This window comes from Pseudomonas sp. B14(2022), assembly GCF_012030485.1.
Lineage (GTDB): Bacteria > Pseudomonadota > Gammaproteobacteria > Pseudomonadales > Pseudomonadaceae > Aquipseudomonas.
Genome location: NZ_JAAUVM010000010.1, coordinates 94,330 through 112,526 on the forward strand (window position 1 = coordinate 94,330; position 18,197 = coordinate 112,526).

Annotated in this window: 14 protein-coding genes; 8 read left to right on the forward strand and 6 right to left on the reverse strand. The window is 61.5% G+C overall.

The window, feature by feature from the left end; translation table 11 throughout:
- Nucleotides 1-26: 26 nt before the first annotated feature.
- Together HCF10_RS16620 and ompR are read right to left on the reverse strand one after the other, a co-directional pair.
- A complete protein-coding gene (locus HCF10_RS16620; RefSeq protein ID WP_115487864.1) occupies nt 27-1,340 on the reverse strand; it encodes an ATP-binding protein in 1,314 nt (437 codons plus the stop codon).
- 116 nt (nt 1,341-1,456) lie between these two features.
- The gene (gene ompR, locus HCF10_RS16625) at nt 1,457-2,197 is read right to left on the reverse strand and encodes an osmolarity response regulator transcription factor OmpR (protein WP_015373500.1); all 741 of its coding nucleotides are present in this window, start codon (nt 2,195-2,197) and stop codon (nt 1,457-1,459) included.
- A 356-nt stretch (nt 2,198-2,553) separates the two neighbouring features.
- On the opposite strand from ompR, the gene HCF10_RS16630 reads away from it, so the two are divergent.
- The 7 genes from HCF10_RS16630 (at nt 2,554) to tauD (ending at nt 10,772) form a co-directional block, all read left to right on the forward strand.
- Complete coding sequence (locus HCF10_RS16630; RefSeq protein WP_145335804.1) at nt 2,554-4,890, forward strand: Tex family protein; 2,337 nt, start codon at nt 2,554-2,556, stop codon at nt 4,888-4,890.
- Nucleotides 4,890-5,273, forward strand: a complete 384-nt coding sequence (locus HCF10_RS16635) for a PaaI family thioesterase (protein WP_065925818.1) — start codon at nt 4,890-4,892, stop codon at nt 5,271-5,273. Before HCF10_RS16630 ends, HCF10_RS16635 begins: the two co-directional genes overlap by 1 nt.
- A 214-nt stretch (nt 5,274-5,487) precedes the next feature.
- Nucleotides 5,488-7,071, forward strand: a complete 1,584-nt coding sequence (gene gshA, locus HCF10_RS16640) for a glutamate--cysteine ligase (protein WP_131696978.1) — start codon at nt 5,488-5,490, stop codon at nt 7,069-7,071.
- Nucleotides 7,072-7,316: 245 nt separating this feature from the next.
- The gene (gene tauA / locus HCF10_RS16645) at nt 7,317-8,294 is read left to right on the forward strand and encodes a taurine ABC transporter substrate-binding protein (protein ID WP_145335798.1); all 978 of its coding nucleotides are present in this window, start codon (nt 7,317-7,319) and stop codon (nt 8,292-8,294) included.
- Between the two features lie 17 nt (nt 8,295-8,311).
- Nucleotides 8,312-9,091 carry a taurine ABC transporter ATP-binding subunit gene (gene tauB, locus HCF10_RS16650; protein ID WP_167655978.1) on the forward strand — a complete coding sequence of 260 codons (780 nt, stop codon included), beginning with the start codon at nt 8,312-8,314 and terminating at the stop codon, nt 9,089-9,091.
- Nucleotides 9,088-9,924 carry a taurine ABC transporter permease TauC gene (gene tauC, locus HCF10_RS16655; RefSeq protein ID WP_167655979.1) on the forward strand — a complete coding sequence of 279 codons (837 nt, stop codon included), beginning with the start codon at nt 9,088-9,090 and terminating at the stop codon, nt 9,922-9,924. Before tauB ends, tauC begins: the two co-directional genes overlap by 4 nt.
- Nucleotides 9,925-9,935: 11 nt before the next feature.
- Nucleotides 9,936-10,772, forward strand: a complete 837-nt coding sequence (tauD, locus tag HCF10_RS16660) for a taurine dioxygenase (RefSeq protein WP_145335792.1) — start codon at nt 9,936-9,938, stop codon at nt 10,770-10,772.
- A 65-nt stretch (nt 10,773-10,837) separates the two neighbouring features.
- On the opposite strand, the gene mgrA is transcribed toward tauD, so the two are convergent.
- The 4 genes from mgrA to epsC form a co-directional block, all read right to left on the reverse strand.
- On the reverse strand, nt 10,838-11,875 hold the full coding sequence (mgrA, locus tag HCF10_RS16665) for an L-glyceraldehyde 3-phosphate reductase (protein ID WP_167655980.1): 1,038 nt from the start codon (nt 11,873-11,875) through the stop codon (nt 10,838-10,840).
- A 108-nt stretch (nt 11,876-11,983) separates the two neighbouring features.
- Complete coding sequence (locus HCF10_RS16670) at nt 11,984-13,333, reverse strand: OprD family outer membrane porin (protein WP_167655981.1); 1,350 nt, start codon at nt 13,331-13,333, stop codon at nt 11,984-11,986.
- 158 nt (nt 13,334-13,491) lie between these two features.
- Nucleotides 13,492-15,453 (reverse strand): choline transporter BetT, encoded by a 1,962-nt coding sequence (gene betT / locus HCF10_RS16675; RefSeq protein WP_167656032.1) that lies wholly within the window; start codon nt 15,451-15,453, stop codon nt 13,492-13,494.
- A gap of 383 nt (nt 15,454-15,836) precedes the next feature.
- Entirely contained in the window at nt 15,837-16,763 is a 927-nt protein-coding gene (gene epsC / locus HCF10_RS16680) for a serine O-acetyltransferase EpsC (protein WP_145335788.1), read from the reverse strand.
- 166 nt (nt 16,764-16,929) lie between these two features.
- On the opposite strand from epsC, the gene HCF10_RS16685 reads away from it, so the two are divergent.
- On the forward strand, nt 16,930-17,925 hold the full coding sequence (locus tag HCF10_RS16685) for a D-cysteine desulfhydrase (protein WP_167655982.1): 996 nt from the start codon (nt 16,930-16,932) through the stop codon (nt 17,923-17,925).
- The last annotated feature ends 272 nt before the right edge of the window (nt 17,926-18,197 follow it).

Sequence of the window (18,197 nt, forward strand, 5' to 3'; positions counted from 1 at the left end):
TTTAAGCTTGAAACTTGCAGCTGTTTCTATACCGCATCTCTTGGCAGCATCAGCCCAAGCGGCAAGCGCACCCGCGCTTCCAGGCCACCGTCTTCGCGGTTACGCAACTCGACATTTCCGCCGTGCATCGAAGCAATCCGCCGCACGATCGCCAGCCCCAGACCGGTCCCCTTGCCACCCCGGGCACGGTCGCCACGGGTGAAGGGGTTGAAGATACCCTCCAGCTCGTCCGGATCGATGCCCGCCCCCCGGTCCATCACACTCAGCACCACGTACGGCGCGGCACTGTCGCCGGACACATACGCAGCCACTTCCACATCCGAACCGGCATGGTGCAAAGCGTTGCCGATCAGATTGTTGAGAAGGCGCTTCATCGACACCCGACGCAACGCAAACGGCTGGATCGGTTCAAGGCGCATGCGCACTTGCTCGCCATTCTGGTTGTAGGGCGCGACAACCTCACGCACCAGGTCCGTGAGATCGACTTCCTCCACCACCTCGTCACGTCCATCGCGGATAAACGCCAGGAACTGGTCGAGAATCGCGTCCATGTCTTCGATGTCGCGAACCATGTCGTCGGTGAGGTCGCTATGGTTGCCCATCAGCTCCAGGGACAGGCGCAATCGCGTCAATGGCGTGCGCAAGTCATGGGACACCCCCGCCAGCATCAGCTCGCGTTCGCGCCCGGCCTGTTCGACATCCTCCGCCATCTGGTTGAAGGCACCATACACCTCGGTCATTTCACTGGGCGTATCGCTGACCGGCAGGCGCACGCTGCGCCCCTGGCCCAGTTGGCGGGCGGCAAACACCAGGCGTTTAAGCGGTTGGTTAAGCTGACGAACGAAAATCCACGCGGACGCGGTGGAAAGCAAGCCGATAGCCAGGAACCAGCCCAACACGTTCCAGATCTTCTGCCCCCGCAAAGGATGCGGATACAGCGGAACCTTGATCCAAGCATCGCCAAGGCTCGGCGCCCTCACCCACAGCGCAGGTGAAACATGCATGCGCAAGCGCACCTCGGTGTCCTCGCCCAGCTCGGCCTGCATCTGGCGCTGGTAGATCTCGCTGTAGGGCCAATGCTGCTCACCCTCGGGCACACCCGCCCCGTCAACGCGGGTCAACGTCGACGCCTTGGCTACTTTTTCCCGGTTCTCAGGGTCTACAGCCCAGTAACCACGCAGCGTCAGGGCGACACCATGGCTGTACTGCCGGTCCACCAGCACGTCTTCGTTCATCAGCAGATAAACCAGTGTCAACGCCTTGGAAAACAGCACGACGATCAGCACCAGCCAAAGGGTGCGGGAGAAAAAACTTTGCGGGAACCACAGAGGGGTTTTCATAGAAGACAGCTGGACACCTTGCAGGAACGAGCGGCGCTCGCAGAATTGCAGACGCCGGGCATCCCGTCGACCCTCATGGAGTCAAACGCCAGGATGCCCGCCCTGCAAATCATCGGTCACTTCGTGGCGGTGCCATCCGGCACAAACACATAACCCACACCCCATACCGTCTGGATATACCGAGGCTTCGACGGGTCCGGCTCGATCATCCGGCGCAGACGGGAAATCTGCACGTCGATGGAGCGCTCCAGGGCGTCCCATTCGCGACCGCGGGCCAGGTTCATCAGTTTGTCGCGGGTCAGCGGCTGACGCGCGTTCATCACCAGGGCCTTGAGCACGGCGAATTCACCGGTGGTGAGCATGTGCACTTCGTCGCCACGCTTGAGTTCGCGGGTCGCCAGCGACAGTTCGTAGTCGCCAAAGGTAACGCTTTCGTCTTCGCTGCCTGGCGCGCCCGGTACCGGCGGTGCCTGACGACGCAACACGGCTTTGACCCGCGCCATCAACTCGTCAGGGTTGAAGGGCTTGGCCAGGTAGTCATCAGCGCCCAGCTCGAGGCCCTTGATGCGGCTCAGCTCATCGCCCTTGGCGGTAAGCATGATGATTGGAATCTGGTTGTTCGCGCCGCGCAGGCGCTTGCAGGCGGTTAGGCCGTCTTCGCCGGGCAGCATCAGGTCGAGTACGACCAGGTTGAATACTTCGCGCCCCAGGAGACGGTCCATCTGCTCGGTGTTCGGCACCGCGCGGGCACGATAGCCCTTGGAGTTGAAGAAACGCTCCAGCAGGCTGCTCAGCCCCGGATCGTCATCAACGATGAGAATTTTTTCGCCTTCAGCAGTTTGTGCAGTGCTGCTCATTGGATGCTCCTCTTATCTCGGCGCGCATTATGGCGTAGCTGCCGTTATACGCACCGTGTGCATTGTTAGCAGATTTTTCCTCTGCTGCCAGCGAACCCGCCCCTTCCAACCATTGGCGCAGTACCCCCCAAGGGCAGAACGCTGGTTATAATGCGGCGCCTTCGTGCAGGGCAACGTCAGATCGTTGCCGTTTAATACCGGGCTTTTTTCACCCGCTTGTCGTGATTTTTTCGATTTCGAGGGTCAATAGGCTGCCTCTTGACCCAGGTAGCGGCGCCAGTCGGGCCGCTCAACCAGCCGCGCAAGGCCTTGTTTTTTGGGCCAGCGGGCTGCTTTTCAGAATTTCAGGTGGTTTTATGGACAGCATCAACAGCCGCATCGCCGAAGAGCTCGGTGTACGCCCACAACAGGTCGAAGCGGCCGTCGCTCTACTGGATGAAGGCTCCACGGTGCCCTTCATCGCCCGTTACCGGAAAGAAGTGACCGGCAGCCTCGACGACATCCAACTGCGGCACCTGGAAGAACGCCTGCGCTACCTGCGAGAACTCGACGAACGGCGTATCAGCATCCTCGCCAGCATCGAGGAACAGGGCAAGTTGACCCCGCAGCTGGAACGCGACATCAAGCTCGCCGACACCAAGACCCGCCTCGAAGACCTTTACCTGCCGTACAAACAGAAGCGCCGCACCAAGGGCCAGATCGCCCTGGAAGCCGGCCTGGGCGAACTGGCCGACGGCCTGTTCAACGACCCGTCGCTGACCCCGGACACCGAAGCCGCACGCTTCGTCAACGCTGAAAAAGGCGTTGCCGACGTCAAGGCCGCCCTCGAAGGCGCCAAGTACATCCTGATGGAGCGCTTCGCCGAAGACGCCAACCTGCTGGAAAAACTGCGCAACTATCTGAAACAGGAAGCCACCCTCAGCGCCCGCGTCATCGTCGGCAAAGAGGAAGAAGGCGCCAAGTTCCGCGACTACTTCGAACACGACGAACCGCTGAAAAGCATGCCGTCCCACCGTGCGCTGGCGATTTTCCGCGGTCGCAACGAAGGCATCCTCAGCTCCGCACTCAAAGTCGGCGACGAACTGCCGGGCACCATGCACCCGTGCGAAGGCATGATCGGGCAACAATTCGGTATCCAGAATCAGAATCGTCCTGCGGACAAGTGGCTCGGTGAAGTCGTGCGCTGGACCTGGAAGGTCAAGCTCTACACCCACCTGGAAACAGACCTGCTCGGCGAGTTGCGCGACGGCGCCGAAACCGAAGCGATCAACGTATTCGCCCACAACCTGCACGACCTGTTGCTGGCCGCCCCGGCCGGCCCGCGCGCCACCCTGGGCCTCGACCCCGGCCTGCGCACCGGCTGCAAGGTCGCCGTGGTGGATGCCACCGGCAAGCTGCTGGACCACGCCACCGTGTACCCACACGTGCCGCACAACAAGTGGGACCAGACCCTCGCCATCCTGGCCGCCCTGTGCGCCAAGCATGCGGTGGACCTGATCGCCATCGGCAACGGCACCGCCAGCCGTGAAACCGACAAGTTGGCCGCCGAACTGATCAAAAAATACCCAGCCATGAAGATGACCAAGGTGATGGTCTCCGAAGCCGGTGCTTCGGTGTACTCGGCATCGGAACTGGCCTCCAAGGAATTCCCGGACCTCGACGTGTCGATCCGTGGCGCGGTGTCCATTGCCCGTCGCCTGCAGGACCCGCTGGCCGAACTGGTGAAGATCGACCCTAAATCCATCGGTGTCGGCCAGTACCAGCACGACGTGTCGCAGCTGAAACTGGCGCGCGGCCTGGATGCGGTGGTGGAAGACTGCGTAAACGCCGTGGGCGTGGACGTGAACACTGCCTCCGTGGCGTTGCTGGCGCGCATCTCCGGCCTCAATGCCACCCTGGCGCAGAATATCGTCACTCATCGCGACGAAAACGGTGCGTTCAAAACCCGTGCCGCGCTGAAAAAAGTCGCACGCCTGGGTGAAAAAACCTTCGAGCAAGCCGCCGGCTTCCTACGCGTGATGAACGGCGACAACCCGCTGGATTCGTCAGCCGTTCACCCGGAAGCCTATCCGTTGGTGCAACGCATCGCCGCCGAAACCGGTCGCGACATTCGTTCGCTGATCGGCGACGCCGCGTTCCTCAAGCGCCTGGATCCGAAGAAGTACACTGACGAAACCTTCGGCGTACCGACCATCACCGACATCCTGCAAGAGCTGGAAAAACCTGGCCGCGATCCGCGTCCCGAGTTCAAGACCGCTGAGTTCCAAGACGGCGTGGAAGACCTCAAGGACCTGCAACTGGGCATGATCCTCGAAGGTGTGGTCACCAACGTGACCAACTTCGGCGCGTTTGTGGACATCGGCGTGCATCAGGACGGTTTGGTGCACATTTCTGCGCTTTCGGAGAAGTTCATCAAAGATCCGCGCGAAGCGGTGAAAGCCGGTGATGTGGTCAAGGTCAAGGTCATGGAAGTCGACATCCCGCGCAAACGCGTTGGCCTATCGATGCGCATGGGCGACACCCCAGGCGAAAAAATCGACGGCGCCCGTGGTGCACGTCCTGGCTCGGCACCGCGCCAGTCGCAGAACCGCTCTGAAAACAGTCAACCGCGCAAGGAAACCGCTACCGCAGCGCCAAGCAACAACGCCATGGCCTCGCTGTTCGCCAACGCCAAGCAGTTGAAGAAACGCTGATGGAAATCCCCGCCGGCTTGACCCAGAGCGCGTTCAGCGAACTGATCGGCTGCCGCCTGCAACGCCTCGAAGAAGGCGTTGCCGAAGTGGCCCTGACCCTGGAGCCGCACCTGCGCAACCGCGCGGGCAAGCTTCATGGCGGGGCGATATTCAGCCTGGTGGACATCACCATGGGGCTGGCCTGTTCCAGCGCCCATGGGTTTGACCAGCAGAGCGCCACCATCGAATGCAAGATCAACTACATCCGCGCCGTGGAAGACGGTGACGTGCTGTGCACCAGCCGCGTGATTCACGCCGGTCGGCGCACACTGGTGGTCGAAGCCGATGTGTATCAGGACGAAAGACTTGTCGCAAAAGCACAGGGCACGTTCGCTGTCCTATAGCTCCAAGCCCTCGATTTGAGTTAATTTCGGCGCTGCGATAACGGCGTCGGAATTTTCTTGCTGCGCTATAGCCCAATTCATGGAGTGAAGTAGGCTTTTTTAACGCGGGTCAAATCGACTCAAAACCAGGCGATCACGCCAGTTTCAACTTCACCCTTGTAGACCGTCCTGCCCACCCCCATATTGGGGCGACTGACGCGTGAAGGAATCCAACTTGAGCGAACTTCTCAACCGCCGCCTGGCCCTGCTCGGCAAGCGCGAACACCTCTCCCTGCTAGAGCAGTGCCTGCACGGCATCGAGCGTGAATGCCTACGTGTCACCGGTGACGGTCGCCTGGCGCAAACGCCGCACCCCGAAGCCCTGGGCGCCGCGTTGACCCATGAACAGATCACCACCGACTACTCGGAATCGCTGCTGGAGTTCATTACTCCGGCCCTGCCCAACCCGGCCGATACCCTGAGCAGCCTGGACAAGATCCATCGCTTTGCCTACACCAAGCTCGGCAGTGAGTACCTGTGGAGCCCCTCGATGCCGTGCCCGTTGCCGGCCGAGGAAGACATTCCGATTGCCTACTACGGCACCTCCAATATCGGACAGCTCAAGTACGTGTACCGCAAGGGCCTGGCCCTGCGTTACGGCAAGACCATGCAGTGCATCGCCGGCATCCACTACAACTTTTCCCTGCCGGAACCGTTGTGGCCGCTGCTCAAGGAGACTGAAGGCTTCGTCGGTACCGACCGCGACTATCAGTCCACCGCCTATATCGCGCTGATCCGCAACTTCCGCCGCTACAGCTGGCTGCTGATGTACCTGTTCGGTGCCTCGCCGGCCCTGGACGCGGGTTTCCTGCGTGGTCGCTCGCACCAACTGGAAGTACTCGACGCCGACACCCTGTACCTTCCGTACGCCACCAGCCTGCGCATGAGCGACCTGGGTTACCAGAGCAACGCCCAGGCCGGCCTGACGCCGTGCTACAACGACCTGGCCAGCTACACCGACAGCCTGCGCGAAGCAGTGGCAACGCCCTACGCGCCCTATGTCGAAATCGGTACCCACAAGGACGGTGAGTGGGTACAGCTCAACACCAACATCCTGCAGATCGAAAACGAGTACTACTCCAACATCCGCCCCAAGCGCGTGACCTATACCGGCGAGCGGCCGATCCAGGCGCTGATGGCCCGTGGCATCCAGTACATCGAAGTGCGCTGCCTGGACATCAACCCGTTCCTGCCGATGGGCATCGACCTGCCAGAGTCGCGTTTCCTCGACGCATTCCTGCTGTACTGCGCGCTGAACGACAGCCCGCTGTTCGCCGACAACGAGTGCGGCAACGCCACGTCCAACTTCCTCAGCGTGGTCAAGGAAGGCCGGCGCCCGGGCCTGCAATTGCAGCGCAAGGGCCAGGCCGTGGACATGAAGGAATGGGCTACGGAGCTGCTGGAGAAGATTGCCCCGCTGGCTGCGCTGCTGGATGAAAGCCACGGCATCACCGAACACAGCCAGGCACTGGACGCCCAGTTGGCCAAGGTCAAGGACCCGTCCCTGACCCCTTCGGCGCAGGTATTGGCGGCGATGGCCGAGCGCAAAGAAAGTTTTGCGCAGTTCTCCCTGCACCAGAGCGAGGTGCATGCCGAGTATTTCCGCCGCGAGCCGTTGCCGGCTGAGGAACAAGCACGCTTTGAAGAGCGGGCGCGCACATCGCTGGCACAGCAGGCGGAGCTGGAGCAGAACGAAGTGGGCGACTTTGATGTGTTTGTCGGGTCGTACCAGGCGAGCATTCTGGCGATCAGTAACTAAGACCGAACTCGGTCCATTGTGGGAGGGGGCTTGCCCCCGATTGCACTGGGTCAGTCAACCCATCACTGACTGATCTACCGCCATCGGGGGCAAGCCCCCTCCCACATTTGCCCGCAATCAAGCTCAAAATTCGCTTCAACCTTCCGCCCATAAGCTAATTCGAAAATGTTATTTATTTTCGAATTCTTAGATCATTTAGTCTCCTCACACGCCGACCCTCGGCCGCCTGATTGAGGAGCTTCCCCTTGAAACTGTTAACCCCTCTGCGCCTCCTGGCCGCGTTGTCCCTGGCCGGTGCCAGCCTGTTTGCCCAGGCGGCGGATGTAACCATCGCTTACCAGACCACCGTAGACCCGGCCAAAGTTGCCCAGGCCGACGGTGCGTACGAAAAAGCCACTAACGCCAAGATCGACTGGCGCAAATTCGACAATGGCGCCGACATCATCGCCGCCATTGCCTCCGGCGACGTGCAGATCGGCTACCTCGGTTCCAGCCCGCTGACCGCTGCGATCACCCGTAAAGTGCCGGTGGAAACCTTCCTGGTTGCCACTCAGATCGGCGGTGCCGAAGCCCTGGTGGCGCGCAACGGTTCCGGGATCAACGGCCCTCAGGACCTGATCGGCAAGAAGGTCGCCGTGCCCTTCGTTTCCACCGGCCACTACAGCCTGTTGGCCGCGCTGAAGCACTGGAACATTGACCCGTCGAAAGTGACCATCCTCAACCTCGCCCCGCCGGCGATCATCGCGGCCTGGAAGCGCGGTGACATCGACGCCACTTACGTATGGGACCCAGCACTGGGCGTGGCCAAGGAAAACGGCAAGGTGCTGATCACCTCCGGCGAGCTGGCCAAGTTCGGCGCGCCGACCTTCGATGCCTGGATCGTGCGCAAGGAATTCGCCGAGAAGCACCCGGAAATCGTCACAGCCTTCGCCAAAGTCACTCTGGATGCCTACGCCGCGTACCGCAAAGACCCACAAGCCTGGCTCGCCGAAAAAGGCAACGTCGACAAACTGGTGAAGCTCTCCGGCGCCAAAGCCAGTGACATCCCGCTGTTGCTGCAAGGCAACGTCTACCCGCTGGCCGCTGACCAGGTGACCCTCCTGGGCGCACCGACCACCAAGGCCGTGACCGATACCGCTGCGTTCCTCAAGGAACAAGGCAAGGTCGACGCCGTGCTGCCGGACTACGCCCCTTACGTCAGCGCCAAGTTCATCACCCACTGATCCAGGAGTTCATCGCGATGGCCTTGCTACAGCTGGAGCGCATCAGCGCACAGTACCCAGGCGTCACAGAACCGGTGCTGTCCGACATTTCACTCGACCTGGGGCCCCAGCAATTGCTGGTGGCCCTCGGTCCGTCCGGCAGTGGTAAGACTTCACTGTTGAACCTGATTGCCGGCTTTGTCGAGCCTTCTGCCGGGCGCATCACCCTCGATGGCGTACCGGTCAAAGGCCCCAGCGCCGAACGCGGCGTGGTGTTCCAGGACGACGCGCTGCTGCCCTGGCAGGACGTGTTGGCCAATGTCGGTTTCGGCCTGGAACTGGCCGGCGTGCCCAAGGCGCAGCGTGAAGTGCGTGCCAGGGAAATGCTCGCGCTGGTGGACCTCGCCGGCTTCGACAATCGCCGCATCTGGCAACTCTCCGGCGGCCAGAAGCAACGCGTCGGCCTGGCTCGCGCCTTGGCCGCCGACCCGCGCGTGCTGCTGATGGACGAACCCTTCGGCGCCCTCGATGCCTTCACCCGCGAACAGATGCAGGAACTGTTGCTGCAAGTCTGGCGACGCACGGCCAAGCCGGTGTTCCTGATTACCCATGACATCGAAGAAGCGGTGTTCCTCGCCACCGACCTGATCCTGTTGGCGCCCAACCCGGGGCAGATCGTCGAGCGTCTGCACCTGGACTTCGGCCAGCGCTACGCGGCCGGCGAGTCGGCGCGGGCGATCAAGTCCGACCCGCGCTTTATCGAAACCCGTGAGCACGTGCTGGGCAAAGTGTTCTCGCAACGGCAGGTGTCCGCATGAGCAGCTACGAACTCACCGCCACCGCTGCCAATCCGGTGGCGCACGCGGTTATCCCGTTGCGGCGCAGCCTGAGCACACGCTGGATCAGCCTGTTGACCCTGATCGCCTTGCTGGCCCTCTGGTGGGCCGTCACCGCCACGGGCCTGGTCGAACCGTTGTTCCTGCCACCGCCCTCCGCCGTGCTGCAAAAAGGCTGGCTGCTGGCGACTGCGGGCTATATGGATTCCACCTTGTGGCAGCACCTGGGCGCGAGCCTCAGCCGGATCGGCCTGGGCCTGGGCTTCGCGGTGCTGACCGCCGTGCCGGTGGGGATTGCCATCGGTTCCAACCGCATCGCCCGCGGCATTCTCGACCCGCTGATCGAGTTTTACCGGCCAATTCCGCCCCTGGCTTATCTGCCGTTGATCGTGATCTGGTGCGGTATCGGCGAGCTGTCCAAGGTGCTGCTGATTTACCTCGCGATCTTTGCGCCCATCGCCATCGCGACCGCGACCGGCGTGCGCACTGTCGACCCGGCCAAGCTGCGTGCGGCGCAGTCGCTGGGCGCCACCCGTACCCAACTGATTCGCCATGTGATCCTGCCAAGCGCCCTGCCCGACATCCTCACCGGTGTGCGCATCGGCCTGGGTGTGGGCTGGTCGACCCTGGTCGCCGCCGAACTGATCGCGGCCACCAGCGGCCTGGGTTTCATGGTGCAGTCGGCGGCGCAGTTCCTGGTCACCGATGTGGTGGTGCTGGGGATCCTGGTGATCGCCCTGATCGCCTTCGCCATGGAAATGGGCCTGCGCGCCCTGCAGCGTAAGTTAGTGCCTTGGCATGGCCAGGCACATTGAGTGAGAACCCCATGAGCAGCCTGACCGTTACCCCCTTGAGCACCGCCTTGGGCGCCCAGATCAGTGGCGTCGATATCACCCAGCCGCTGAGCGCCGAACACCGCGATGCCATCGAGCAGGCATTACTCACCCACTCGGTGCTGTTCTTCCGTGGCCAGCCGATCACCCCGCAGCAGCAGGCGCGGTTCGCGGCGAACTTCGGCGACCTGCACATCCACCCGATCTACCCCAACGTGCCGGAACAGCCCGAAGTGCTGATCCTCGACACCGCCGTCACCGACGTGCGCGACAACGCCGTGTGGCACACCGACGTGACCTTCCTGCCCACCCCGGCGCTCGGCGCGGTACTCAGCGCCAAGCTGTTGCCGGCGTTTGGTGGCGATACGCTGTGGGCCAGTGGCATCGCGGCGTATGAGGCGTTGTCCGCGCCGTTGAAGCGGTTGCTCGATGGGCTGACGGCTACCCACGACTTCACCAAATCCTTTCCGCTGGAACGCTTTGGCAACACCGCCGAAGACCTGGCGCGCTGGGAAGAAACCCGCAGGAAAAACCCACCGCTGTCGCACCCGGTAGTGCGCACGCATCCGGTCAGCGGGCGTAAGTCGCTGTTTGTCAGTGATGGGTTCACCACCAGGATCAATGAGCTGGAGCCAGCGGAGAGCGAAGCGATCCTGAAGCTGCTGTTCGCCCACGCGACACGGCCGGAATTCACCCTCCGCTGGCGCTGGCAGGAGAACGACGTGGCCTTCTGGGATAACCGCGTGACCCAGCATTACGCGGTGGATGACTACCGGCCGCAGCGGCGGGTGATGCATCGGGCGACGATTCTTGGGGATGTGCCGTTCTAAACCACACTGCAAATCAAATGTGAGAGGGGGCTTGCCCCCTCTCACATTGACCCAGTGGTGTCAGGTTATTCAGCGCTGGATGGCTTTTCCCACAAGTTGATTCCACCTTCCTGCGCAAACCGATCGATCTCCGCCAGTTCTTCCGCATTGAAGCTCAAGTTCTTCAACGCGCCGACGTTTTCGATGATCTGCTCCGGCCGGCTGGCGCCGATCAGCGCGCTGGTCACCCGTGGGTCGCGCAAGGTCCAGGCGAGCGCCAATTGCGCCAGGCTCTGACCACGGCGCTGGGCGATTTCGTTCAGCGCACGTACGTGGGCAAGGTTGGCTTCAGACAGGTGCTTGGCCTGCAACGAACCACCCCCCGGACGGTTGACCCGTGCGTCGGCCGGCACGCCGTTGAGGTACTTGTCGGTGAGCAAGCCCTGGGCCAGCGGCGTGAAGGCAATCACTCCGGCGCCGAGTTCTTCGGTGGTGTCCAGCAGGTCTTTTTCTACCCAGCGGTTAAGCAGGTTGTAGGCCGGTTGGTGGATCAGCAGCGGCACTTTCCACTCTTTGAGCAGCGCGGCGATTTCGCGGGTTTTCACCCCGGAATAAGACGAGATACCGATGTACAACGCCTTGCCTTGTTGCACGGCGGTGGCGAGGGCGCTGGCGGTTTCTTCCAGGGGCGTGTCGGCATCAAAACGGTGGGAGTAGAAAATATCCACGTAGTCGACGCCCAGGCGTTGCAGGCTCTGGTCCAGGCTTGCCAGCACATATTTGCGCGAGCCGCCGCCCTGGCCGTAAGGGCCCGGCCACATGTCCCAGCCGGCCTTGCTGGAGATGATCAGTTCGTCGCGGTAGTGCTTGAAGTCTTCGCGCAGCAGGCGACCGAAGTTGATCTCGGCGCTGCCGTAGGGTGGGCCGTAGTTGTTGGCCAGGTCGAAGTGGTTGATCCCCAGGTCGAACGCGGTACGCAGCAGGGCGCGCTGGGTGTCGATCGGGGTGCTGTCGCCAAAGTTGTGCCACAGCCCCAGGGACAGTGCCGGCAGCACCAATCCACTGCGGCCTACGCGGCGATACGGGATAGATTCATAGCGGTTTTCGGCAGCAATGTAAGTCATCGAATCCTCTCTTGGACGTAGGCAAATAAGGCCTGGGAATAACGATATTCCAAGGCCTTTTAACCAGCTGAATCGCTTAAGTCTGCCCTTCCGTTTTACAGCAATTTCCTACCAGAGTGGAACGACATAGCTGACATAGAAGCGGTTTTCATCCTGCACGGTGGCGCCGGTAATGTCCGGGCTGGCGTGGGCATTTTTCCAGGTCACGCCAAGGCCTTTGAGGGTACCAGTGGGCACTTGATACGCCACGGCCACGTTTCGCTCCCATTCGCTGGTGGTGCCCTGGGCGGTGCGGATGTCATCGCCGTGGGCGTAGGCAGCGGAGAACGTCAGGCCGTTGAGACCGAGTTTGCCCAAATCATATTTGTACTGCGCCAGCCAGGTACGTTCGCCGGCATGCTGGAATTTGTTCAGCTGCATGTTGGTCAGTGCCGGGGTGTCGGCACCCGAGCCTGGGCCTTGTCGAGCGTCACCGCTGTTGAGGCCGGAATCCAGGTACGGGAAGTCGCTGTCGCCGCTGTTTTTCTGGAGGCCCAGGCCGACGGTATGGCCGTCCAGGCTGTAGCTTTCCAGCAGACTGACGGTGGACTGGTTGATGCGGCCCTTGTTTACGCCGTCGCCGTACAGGCCCGCGGCGGCAAAGTCCTTGTCGCCGTCGGCGTTGCCGCCCACACCCAGGCTGCGGAACACGCGTACGTCGGTATCGATCGCACCGACCGACAAGGCGTCATGGCGCTTGGCGCCGAGGAAGAACTGCTGGTAGTAATCCTCAAGGTTGGAGTACCACAGGCTGACAGTGGTGTTCTGTATGCCGGTGTAGTCCGCACCGCCAAACAGGAAGCGGTCACTTTCTTTGGTCCCACCGGCGGTGATCATGCCCTGGTCGCCGGTTTCGTTGCGGATCTTGGTCTTGAAAATATCACCGCCGGTGAAGGTGAAGTCGCTGAGGTCCTTGGACACCAGTTGCACACCGGTGTTGGTCTGCTGGTACAGGCGCCCGTCGGTGTTGGCCAGCACCGGGTTGTTGCCGTACAGCGTGCCGACGCGCAGCTCATCCTTGGCAAAGCGCATCTTGAAGGTCGGGCTGAGCACGCCGAACTGGTCGGCGGATTTGCCGTTATCAAGCGGGAACATGCTGCCGGGATAGCGGCCCTGGTGATCCTTGTCGTTGAGGTCGCCACCGGAATCCAGTTTCAAGCCGTAGAACGCCTGCAGGTCCAGACCGAAGCCCACCGGCCCCTCGGTGTAGCCGGACTTGAAGTTGAACTCGAAACCCTGGCCCCAATCCCGAACGCTATGGGCCTTGGCATTGCTGCCGACCACGTCACGTCCCTGCTGGTTGAGATAGCGGTTGAGCAGGGTCACGTCGGCGTGGCTGTCATCGATAAAATCCGCATGGGCGGACAGCATAAAGCTCGCCATGGCGGCTCCCACCACAGGGCTTAAAAACGTCTTCATGGATACCGGTCTCCGTCACTGTTCTGAAATGAAAGCGTCAAACGCTTCACACAATTACGCAGTGACCAGATGACAGTTACGCGTCAAAACAGCGCCTTGACGGATGAAATTAAGTTTAAGAAAGCCCCGTAGAACGGGGCTTTTCGGGGAGTTAAGCGTCAGCGCACCAAGTGCAGGAACTGCAGGTGGCGCTCGTACTGGTCGAGGATGTCATTGATGATCTGCTCCTTGGTGTAGCCCACCAGGTCGTAGTCCTGGCTGCCCTCGCTCAAGTGCACTTCCGCCCGGTAGTAGCGACGATTGTTGAGCTGTTTGGAACCCATGCCGCCGCGTGCAAATGAGGGCGTGAAATAGCCGCGCATCTGCACCTGGTACACGAACGGATGCTCTTCGCCGTGACCGATTTCCAGGCTGACGCTGTCGTTGGACGGGTCGGGCTGGGTCACGACGTTGAGGCCTTTTTCGACAAACACCGCCGTCACTTCTTCAATCGCCGGACGCACCGTGGTCTCAAGGAACCGGTACACCTCATCCCGCGACGGGAAATGCACGGCCTGGCTCAAACGCTGGCGCCAACCGCCGGTGCCTTTGCGTGAGCCCGACACCGGCGCCAGCGAATGCAACTGGGCGATCTGCTTTTGCGACTCGAGGTAGAAAGCCTTGTGCAGCCCCCACATCATCAGCAGCAGGATCAGCGAGAACGGCAGCGACGTCAGCACCACCGCCGATTTCAGCGAATCGATGCTGCCGGCAAACAGCAACGCACTGGTGACCAGTGCCGTCATCGCGCCCCAGAATACCCGCAGCCATTTCGGTCCGTCTTCGTCGGCGTTGCCGCCCTTGGACGACAGGGTAGAGAGCACCACGGTGCCGGAGTCGGCCGACGTGACGAAGAACACGAAGCTGATAAACACCGTGACCGCGATCACGGTTTTGCTCCACGGGTAGGTTTCCAGCAGCAGGTAAAGGCTCATCGATGGGTCATCGATGGCCGACTGACCGAGTGCGGTCATGCCGTGGTTGAGCACCTGGTCGATGGCGCTGTTGCCGAAAATCGACATCCACGCCAGGGTGAAGCCCAGCGGGATCAGCAGCACGCCGAACACGAATTCGCGGATGGTCCGGCCACGGGAAATGCGTGCAATGAACAGGCCCACGAACGGCGACCATGCGATCCACCAGGCCCAGTAGAACACCGTCCAGCCGCCCAGCCAGTCGCTCGGTTTGTCGTAGGCGTACACATCGAAACTCTTGGTCGGCAACGCACCCAGGTAGTCACCGATGTTCTGGATCAGGGTGTTGAGCAAGTGCTGGGTGGGCCCGGCGAACAACACGAACAGCAGCAGCGCGCAGGCCAGCAGCATGTTGATGTCGGACATCACCCGCACGCCCTTGTCGACGCCGGCGACGGCGACCAGAATCGCCGCGCCCATCATCAAGGTGATCAAGCCGACCTGGATCCACTGGGTGTGGGCAATGCCGAACAGGTAGTCGAGGCCGGAATTGAGGTGCAGCACGCCGAAGCCCATGTCGGCACCGAGGCCGAACACCGTGGCAATGATGCCGAAGCCATCCACCGCATAGCCGATAGGGCCGTTGATGCGCTTGCCGATCAGCGGGTACAGCGCCGAGCGCAACGCCAGCGGCAGGTTATGCCGGTAGGCGAAATACGCCAGCGCCATGCCGACAAAGGCAAACACGCCCCAGCCGTGCAGGCCCCAGTGCAGGAACAGCACCTGCATGGCCTGGCGTGCAGCGTCGGCATTCATGGCCTCGCCCTGGGGCGGTTGCACCAGGTGCGTCAGCGGCTCGGACACACAGAAGAAGAACAGTGTGATGCTGATCCCGGCGGCGAACAGCATGCCGGCCCAGGACAGGTAACTGAATTCGGGCTCGTCGTGGTCGGCACCGAGTTTTATCTTGCCGTAGCCCGATAGCGCGGTGACCACCACGAAGACCAGATACAGGGTCATCGCCAGCATGTAGTACCAGCCGACCGTGTTGGCCGCCCAGTTTTGCGCCGCCAGCAGCCAGGCACCGGCCTGTTGCGGAATAGCGATGACAATGATGCCGAACAGCAAAATGAAGGTTGCGGCGAAGTAGAAAACCGGCGCATTCATGCGCACCAGGCCGCTGGATGGGGTAGACGATGCACTCATGAACGGTGCACCCCGAGGGTGAGGGATGTGGCTGTATAAAACGGACTCAGCAAAGGTAAGCCTCCTGTTGTGAGCGGGCAGCGAACCACCGGGTTTAACTTGAACAAGCGTTCAAGTTAAACATAAATAGGCGGTTTGGGACTAATCGCAGGGCTGAGTGGTATGACGGGTGAGCAAAGGAAATCGTTCAGCGACTGCTGAATGAAATACGGCCTCCGCGTGGAATGCCGTCAAACTGTGGGAGGGGGCTTGCTCCCGATAGCGGTCTGTCAGTCACAGATGCACTGGCTGAACCACCGCCATCGGGAGCAAGCCCCCTCCCACAGGTGACCGGTGCAGGTTGTCTACTTCTGCGCCCCATCATCATGCTGCAAATTCGCCTGCGTAATATTCGCCCCCGCCGGCACACTGCGCGTCAGCCATACATTGCCGCCAATGGTCGACCCCTTGCCGATGGTGATGCGCCCGAGGATCGTCGCCCCGGCATAGATCACCACGTCATCCTCGACAATCGGATGGCGCGCATGGCCCTTCTGCAGTTGCCCATCCTCATCCGCCGGGAAGCGCTTGGCCCCCAACGTGACCGCCTGATAGATGCGCACCCGCTCGCCGATGATCGCGGTTTCGCCGATCACCACGCCCGTTCCGTGGTCGATAAAGAAGCTCGGGCCGATCTGCGCGCCGGGGTGGATATCGATACCAGTGGCCGAGTGGGCGATTTCTGCGCTGATCCGCGCCAGCAGCGGCAAGCCGGCGCGGTACAGGTGGTGGGCCAGGCGATGGTGAATCACCGCGAGAATCCCCGGGTAGCACAGCAGCACTTCATCCACACTGCGTGCGGCCGGGTCGCCGTGGTAGGCGGCGAGTACGTCGGTATCCAGCAGGCTGCGCAGGGATGGCAAGGCCAGGGCGAAATCCTGGATCAGCCGGATGGCATGGGCGTCGATCTGGCTGTCATCCTGGCCGCCCTGGCGCGCGGCATAACGCAACTCCAGACGCGCCTGGGCCAGCAAGGCATTCAGCGCGACGTCGAGGGTATGGCCGACGTAGAAATCTTCACTCTCTTCACGCAAGTCCGCCGGCCCCAGGCGCATCGGAAACAGCGCACCACACAGGGCTTCGAGAATCTGCGCAACGGCTTCACGGGACGGCAATTCGCGGCCGCCATGCTCGCCGCTCAAACGGCCATTGCGCGTTCGCCACTGGTCACGGGCGTCGCGCAGTTGGCTGACGATGGTCTGTAATTGCCAATGGCTGGAACGCTCACTCACGGTATTCACTCCTGACGTAATGGCCATCACTTTACGGTATGCACCCTGACCGCCCTTAAGAACCAATGGTGTGATGCTAAGAACCATCGGGCATAAGCGATTGACGGTTGCCCGATGAAAAGTGCCTGCCTATAGTCCCTCCATCCCTTAGCCACCGTGCGTAGCCATGATCAAGCAACAGCTCGACCGTTTTAACCGCCTGGAACTGCTTGGCGGTGCCACCGCCCTGGAAAAACTCGAACGGCTGTCGACCTGGTTGGGACGCGACATCTACGTCAAGCGCGACGACACCACGCCGCTGGCCATGGGCGGCAACAAGCTGCGCAAACTCGAATACCTGGCGGCCGATGCCATCGCTCAGGGCGCCGATACCCTGGTGACCGCCGGCGCGATCCAATCCAACCACGTACGCCAGACCGCCGCCCTCGCCGCCAAGCTCGGCCTGGGCTGCGTCGCCCTGCTGGAAAACCCCACCGACACCGAAGACCCCAACTACCTGGGCAACGGCAACCGCCTGCTGCTGGAGCTGTTCGACGCCAAGGTAGAGTTGGTGGAAAACCTCGACAACGTCGACGACCAACTCAACGCCCTCGCCGATCGCCTGCGCAGCAACGGCAAGAAGCCGTACCTTGTGCCCATCGGCGGCTCCAATGCCCTCGGCGCCCTCGGTTATGTGCGCGCCGGGCTGGAGCTGGCCGGGCAGATCGAAGACAGCGGCATCGAATTCGCCGCCGTGGTGCTGGCCTCCGGCAGCGCCGGTACCCACAGCGGCCTGGCGTTGGCATTGAGTGAAGTGCTGCCGCAACTGCCCGTGATCGGCATCACCGTATCGCGCACCGAAGAAGCGCAGTTTCCGAAAGTACAGGGCCTGGCCGAACGCACGGCCGAGTTGCTGGGTGTGAACATCCCCGAGGCGTTCAAGGTGATCCTGTGGGACGAATATTTCGGCCCCCGTTATGGCGAACCGAACGCCGGCACCCTTTCAGCGGTCAAGCTATTGGCGAGCCAGGAAGGCCTGCTGCTGGACCCGGTCTACACTGGCAAGGCCATGGCCGGCTTGCTCGACGGTATCGGCCGCCAGCGCTTTGAAGATGGCCCGATTATTTTCCTGCATACCGGTGGGGCACCGGCGTTGTTTGCCTATGACTCGGTTTTCAACTGAATAAACGCGGGCTAAATGTGGGAGGGGCTTGCCCCCGATAGCAGAGTGTCAGCCAGCTCACCTGTTACTGATACACCGCTATCGGGGGCAAGCCCCCTCCCACATTAGACTCAACACATATTCAAAAATAGAATATCAATTAAGATTTATATTGTTTTCAAGTCTTAAACCCCGGCTTTATCATCGCGCCGTAGACGAAGACGCGCTACGCGCTTTAAGGCAGGATACGACTACTGCGTCACCTGCTTCGCTCAACATAAAAAACACAGGGG

What these genes read in the sequence shown, in the direction of transcription:
- HCF10_RS16620 (WP_115487864.1), bottom strand. Translation starts at nt 1,340, where the DNA reads ATGAAAACCCCTCTGTGGTTCCCGCAAAGTTTTTTCTCCCGCACCCTT.
- ompR (WP_015373500.1), bottom strand. Translation starts at nt 2,197, where the DNA reads ATGAGCAGCACTGCACAAACTGCTGAAGGCGAAAAAATTCTCATCGTT.
- HCF10_RS16630 (WP_145335804.1), top strand. Translation starts at nt 2,554, where the DNA reads ATGGACAGCATCAACAGCCGCATCGCCGAAGAGCTCGGTGTACGCCCA.
- HCF10_RS16635 (WP_065925818.1), top strand. Translation starts at nt 4,890, where the DNA reads ATGGAAATCCCCGCCGGCTTGACCCAGAGCGCGTTCAGCGAACTGATC.
- tauB (WP_167655978.1), top strand. Translation starts at nt 8,312, where the DNA reads ATGGCCTTGCTACAGCTGGAGCGCATCAGCGCACAGTACCCAGGCGTC.
- tauC (WP_167655979.1), top strand. Translation starts at nt 9,088, where the DNA reads ATGAGCAGCTACGAACTCACCGCCACCGCTGCCAATCCGGTGGCGCAC.
- tauD (WP_145335792.1), top strand. Translation starts at nt 9,936, where the DNA reads ATGAGCAGCCTGACCGTTACCCCCTTGAGCACCGCCTTGGGCGCCCAG.
- mgrA (WP_167655980.1), bottom strand. Translation starts at nt 11,875, where the DNA reads ATGACTTACATTGCTGCCGAAAACCGCTATGAATCTATCCCGTATCGC.
- HCF10_RS16670 (WP_167655981.1), bottom strand. Translation starts at nt 13,333, where the DNA reads ATGAAGACGTTTTTAAGCCCTGTGGTGGGAGCCGCCATGGCGAGCTTT.
- betT (WP_167656032.1), bottom strand. Translation starts at nt 15,453, where the DNA reads ATGAATGCGCCGGTTTTCTACTTCGCCGCAACCTTCATTTTGCTGTTC.
- HCF10_RS16685 (WP_167655982.1), top strand. Translation starts at nt 16,930, where the DNA reads ATGATCAAGCAACAGCTCGACCGTTTTAACCGCCTGGAACTGCTTGGC.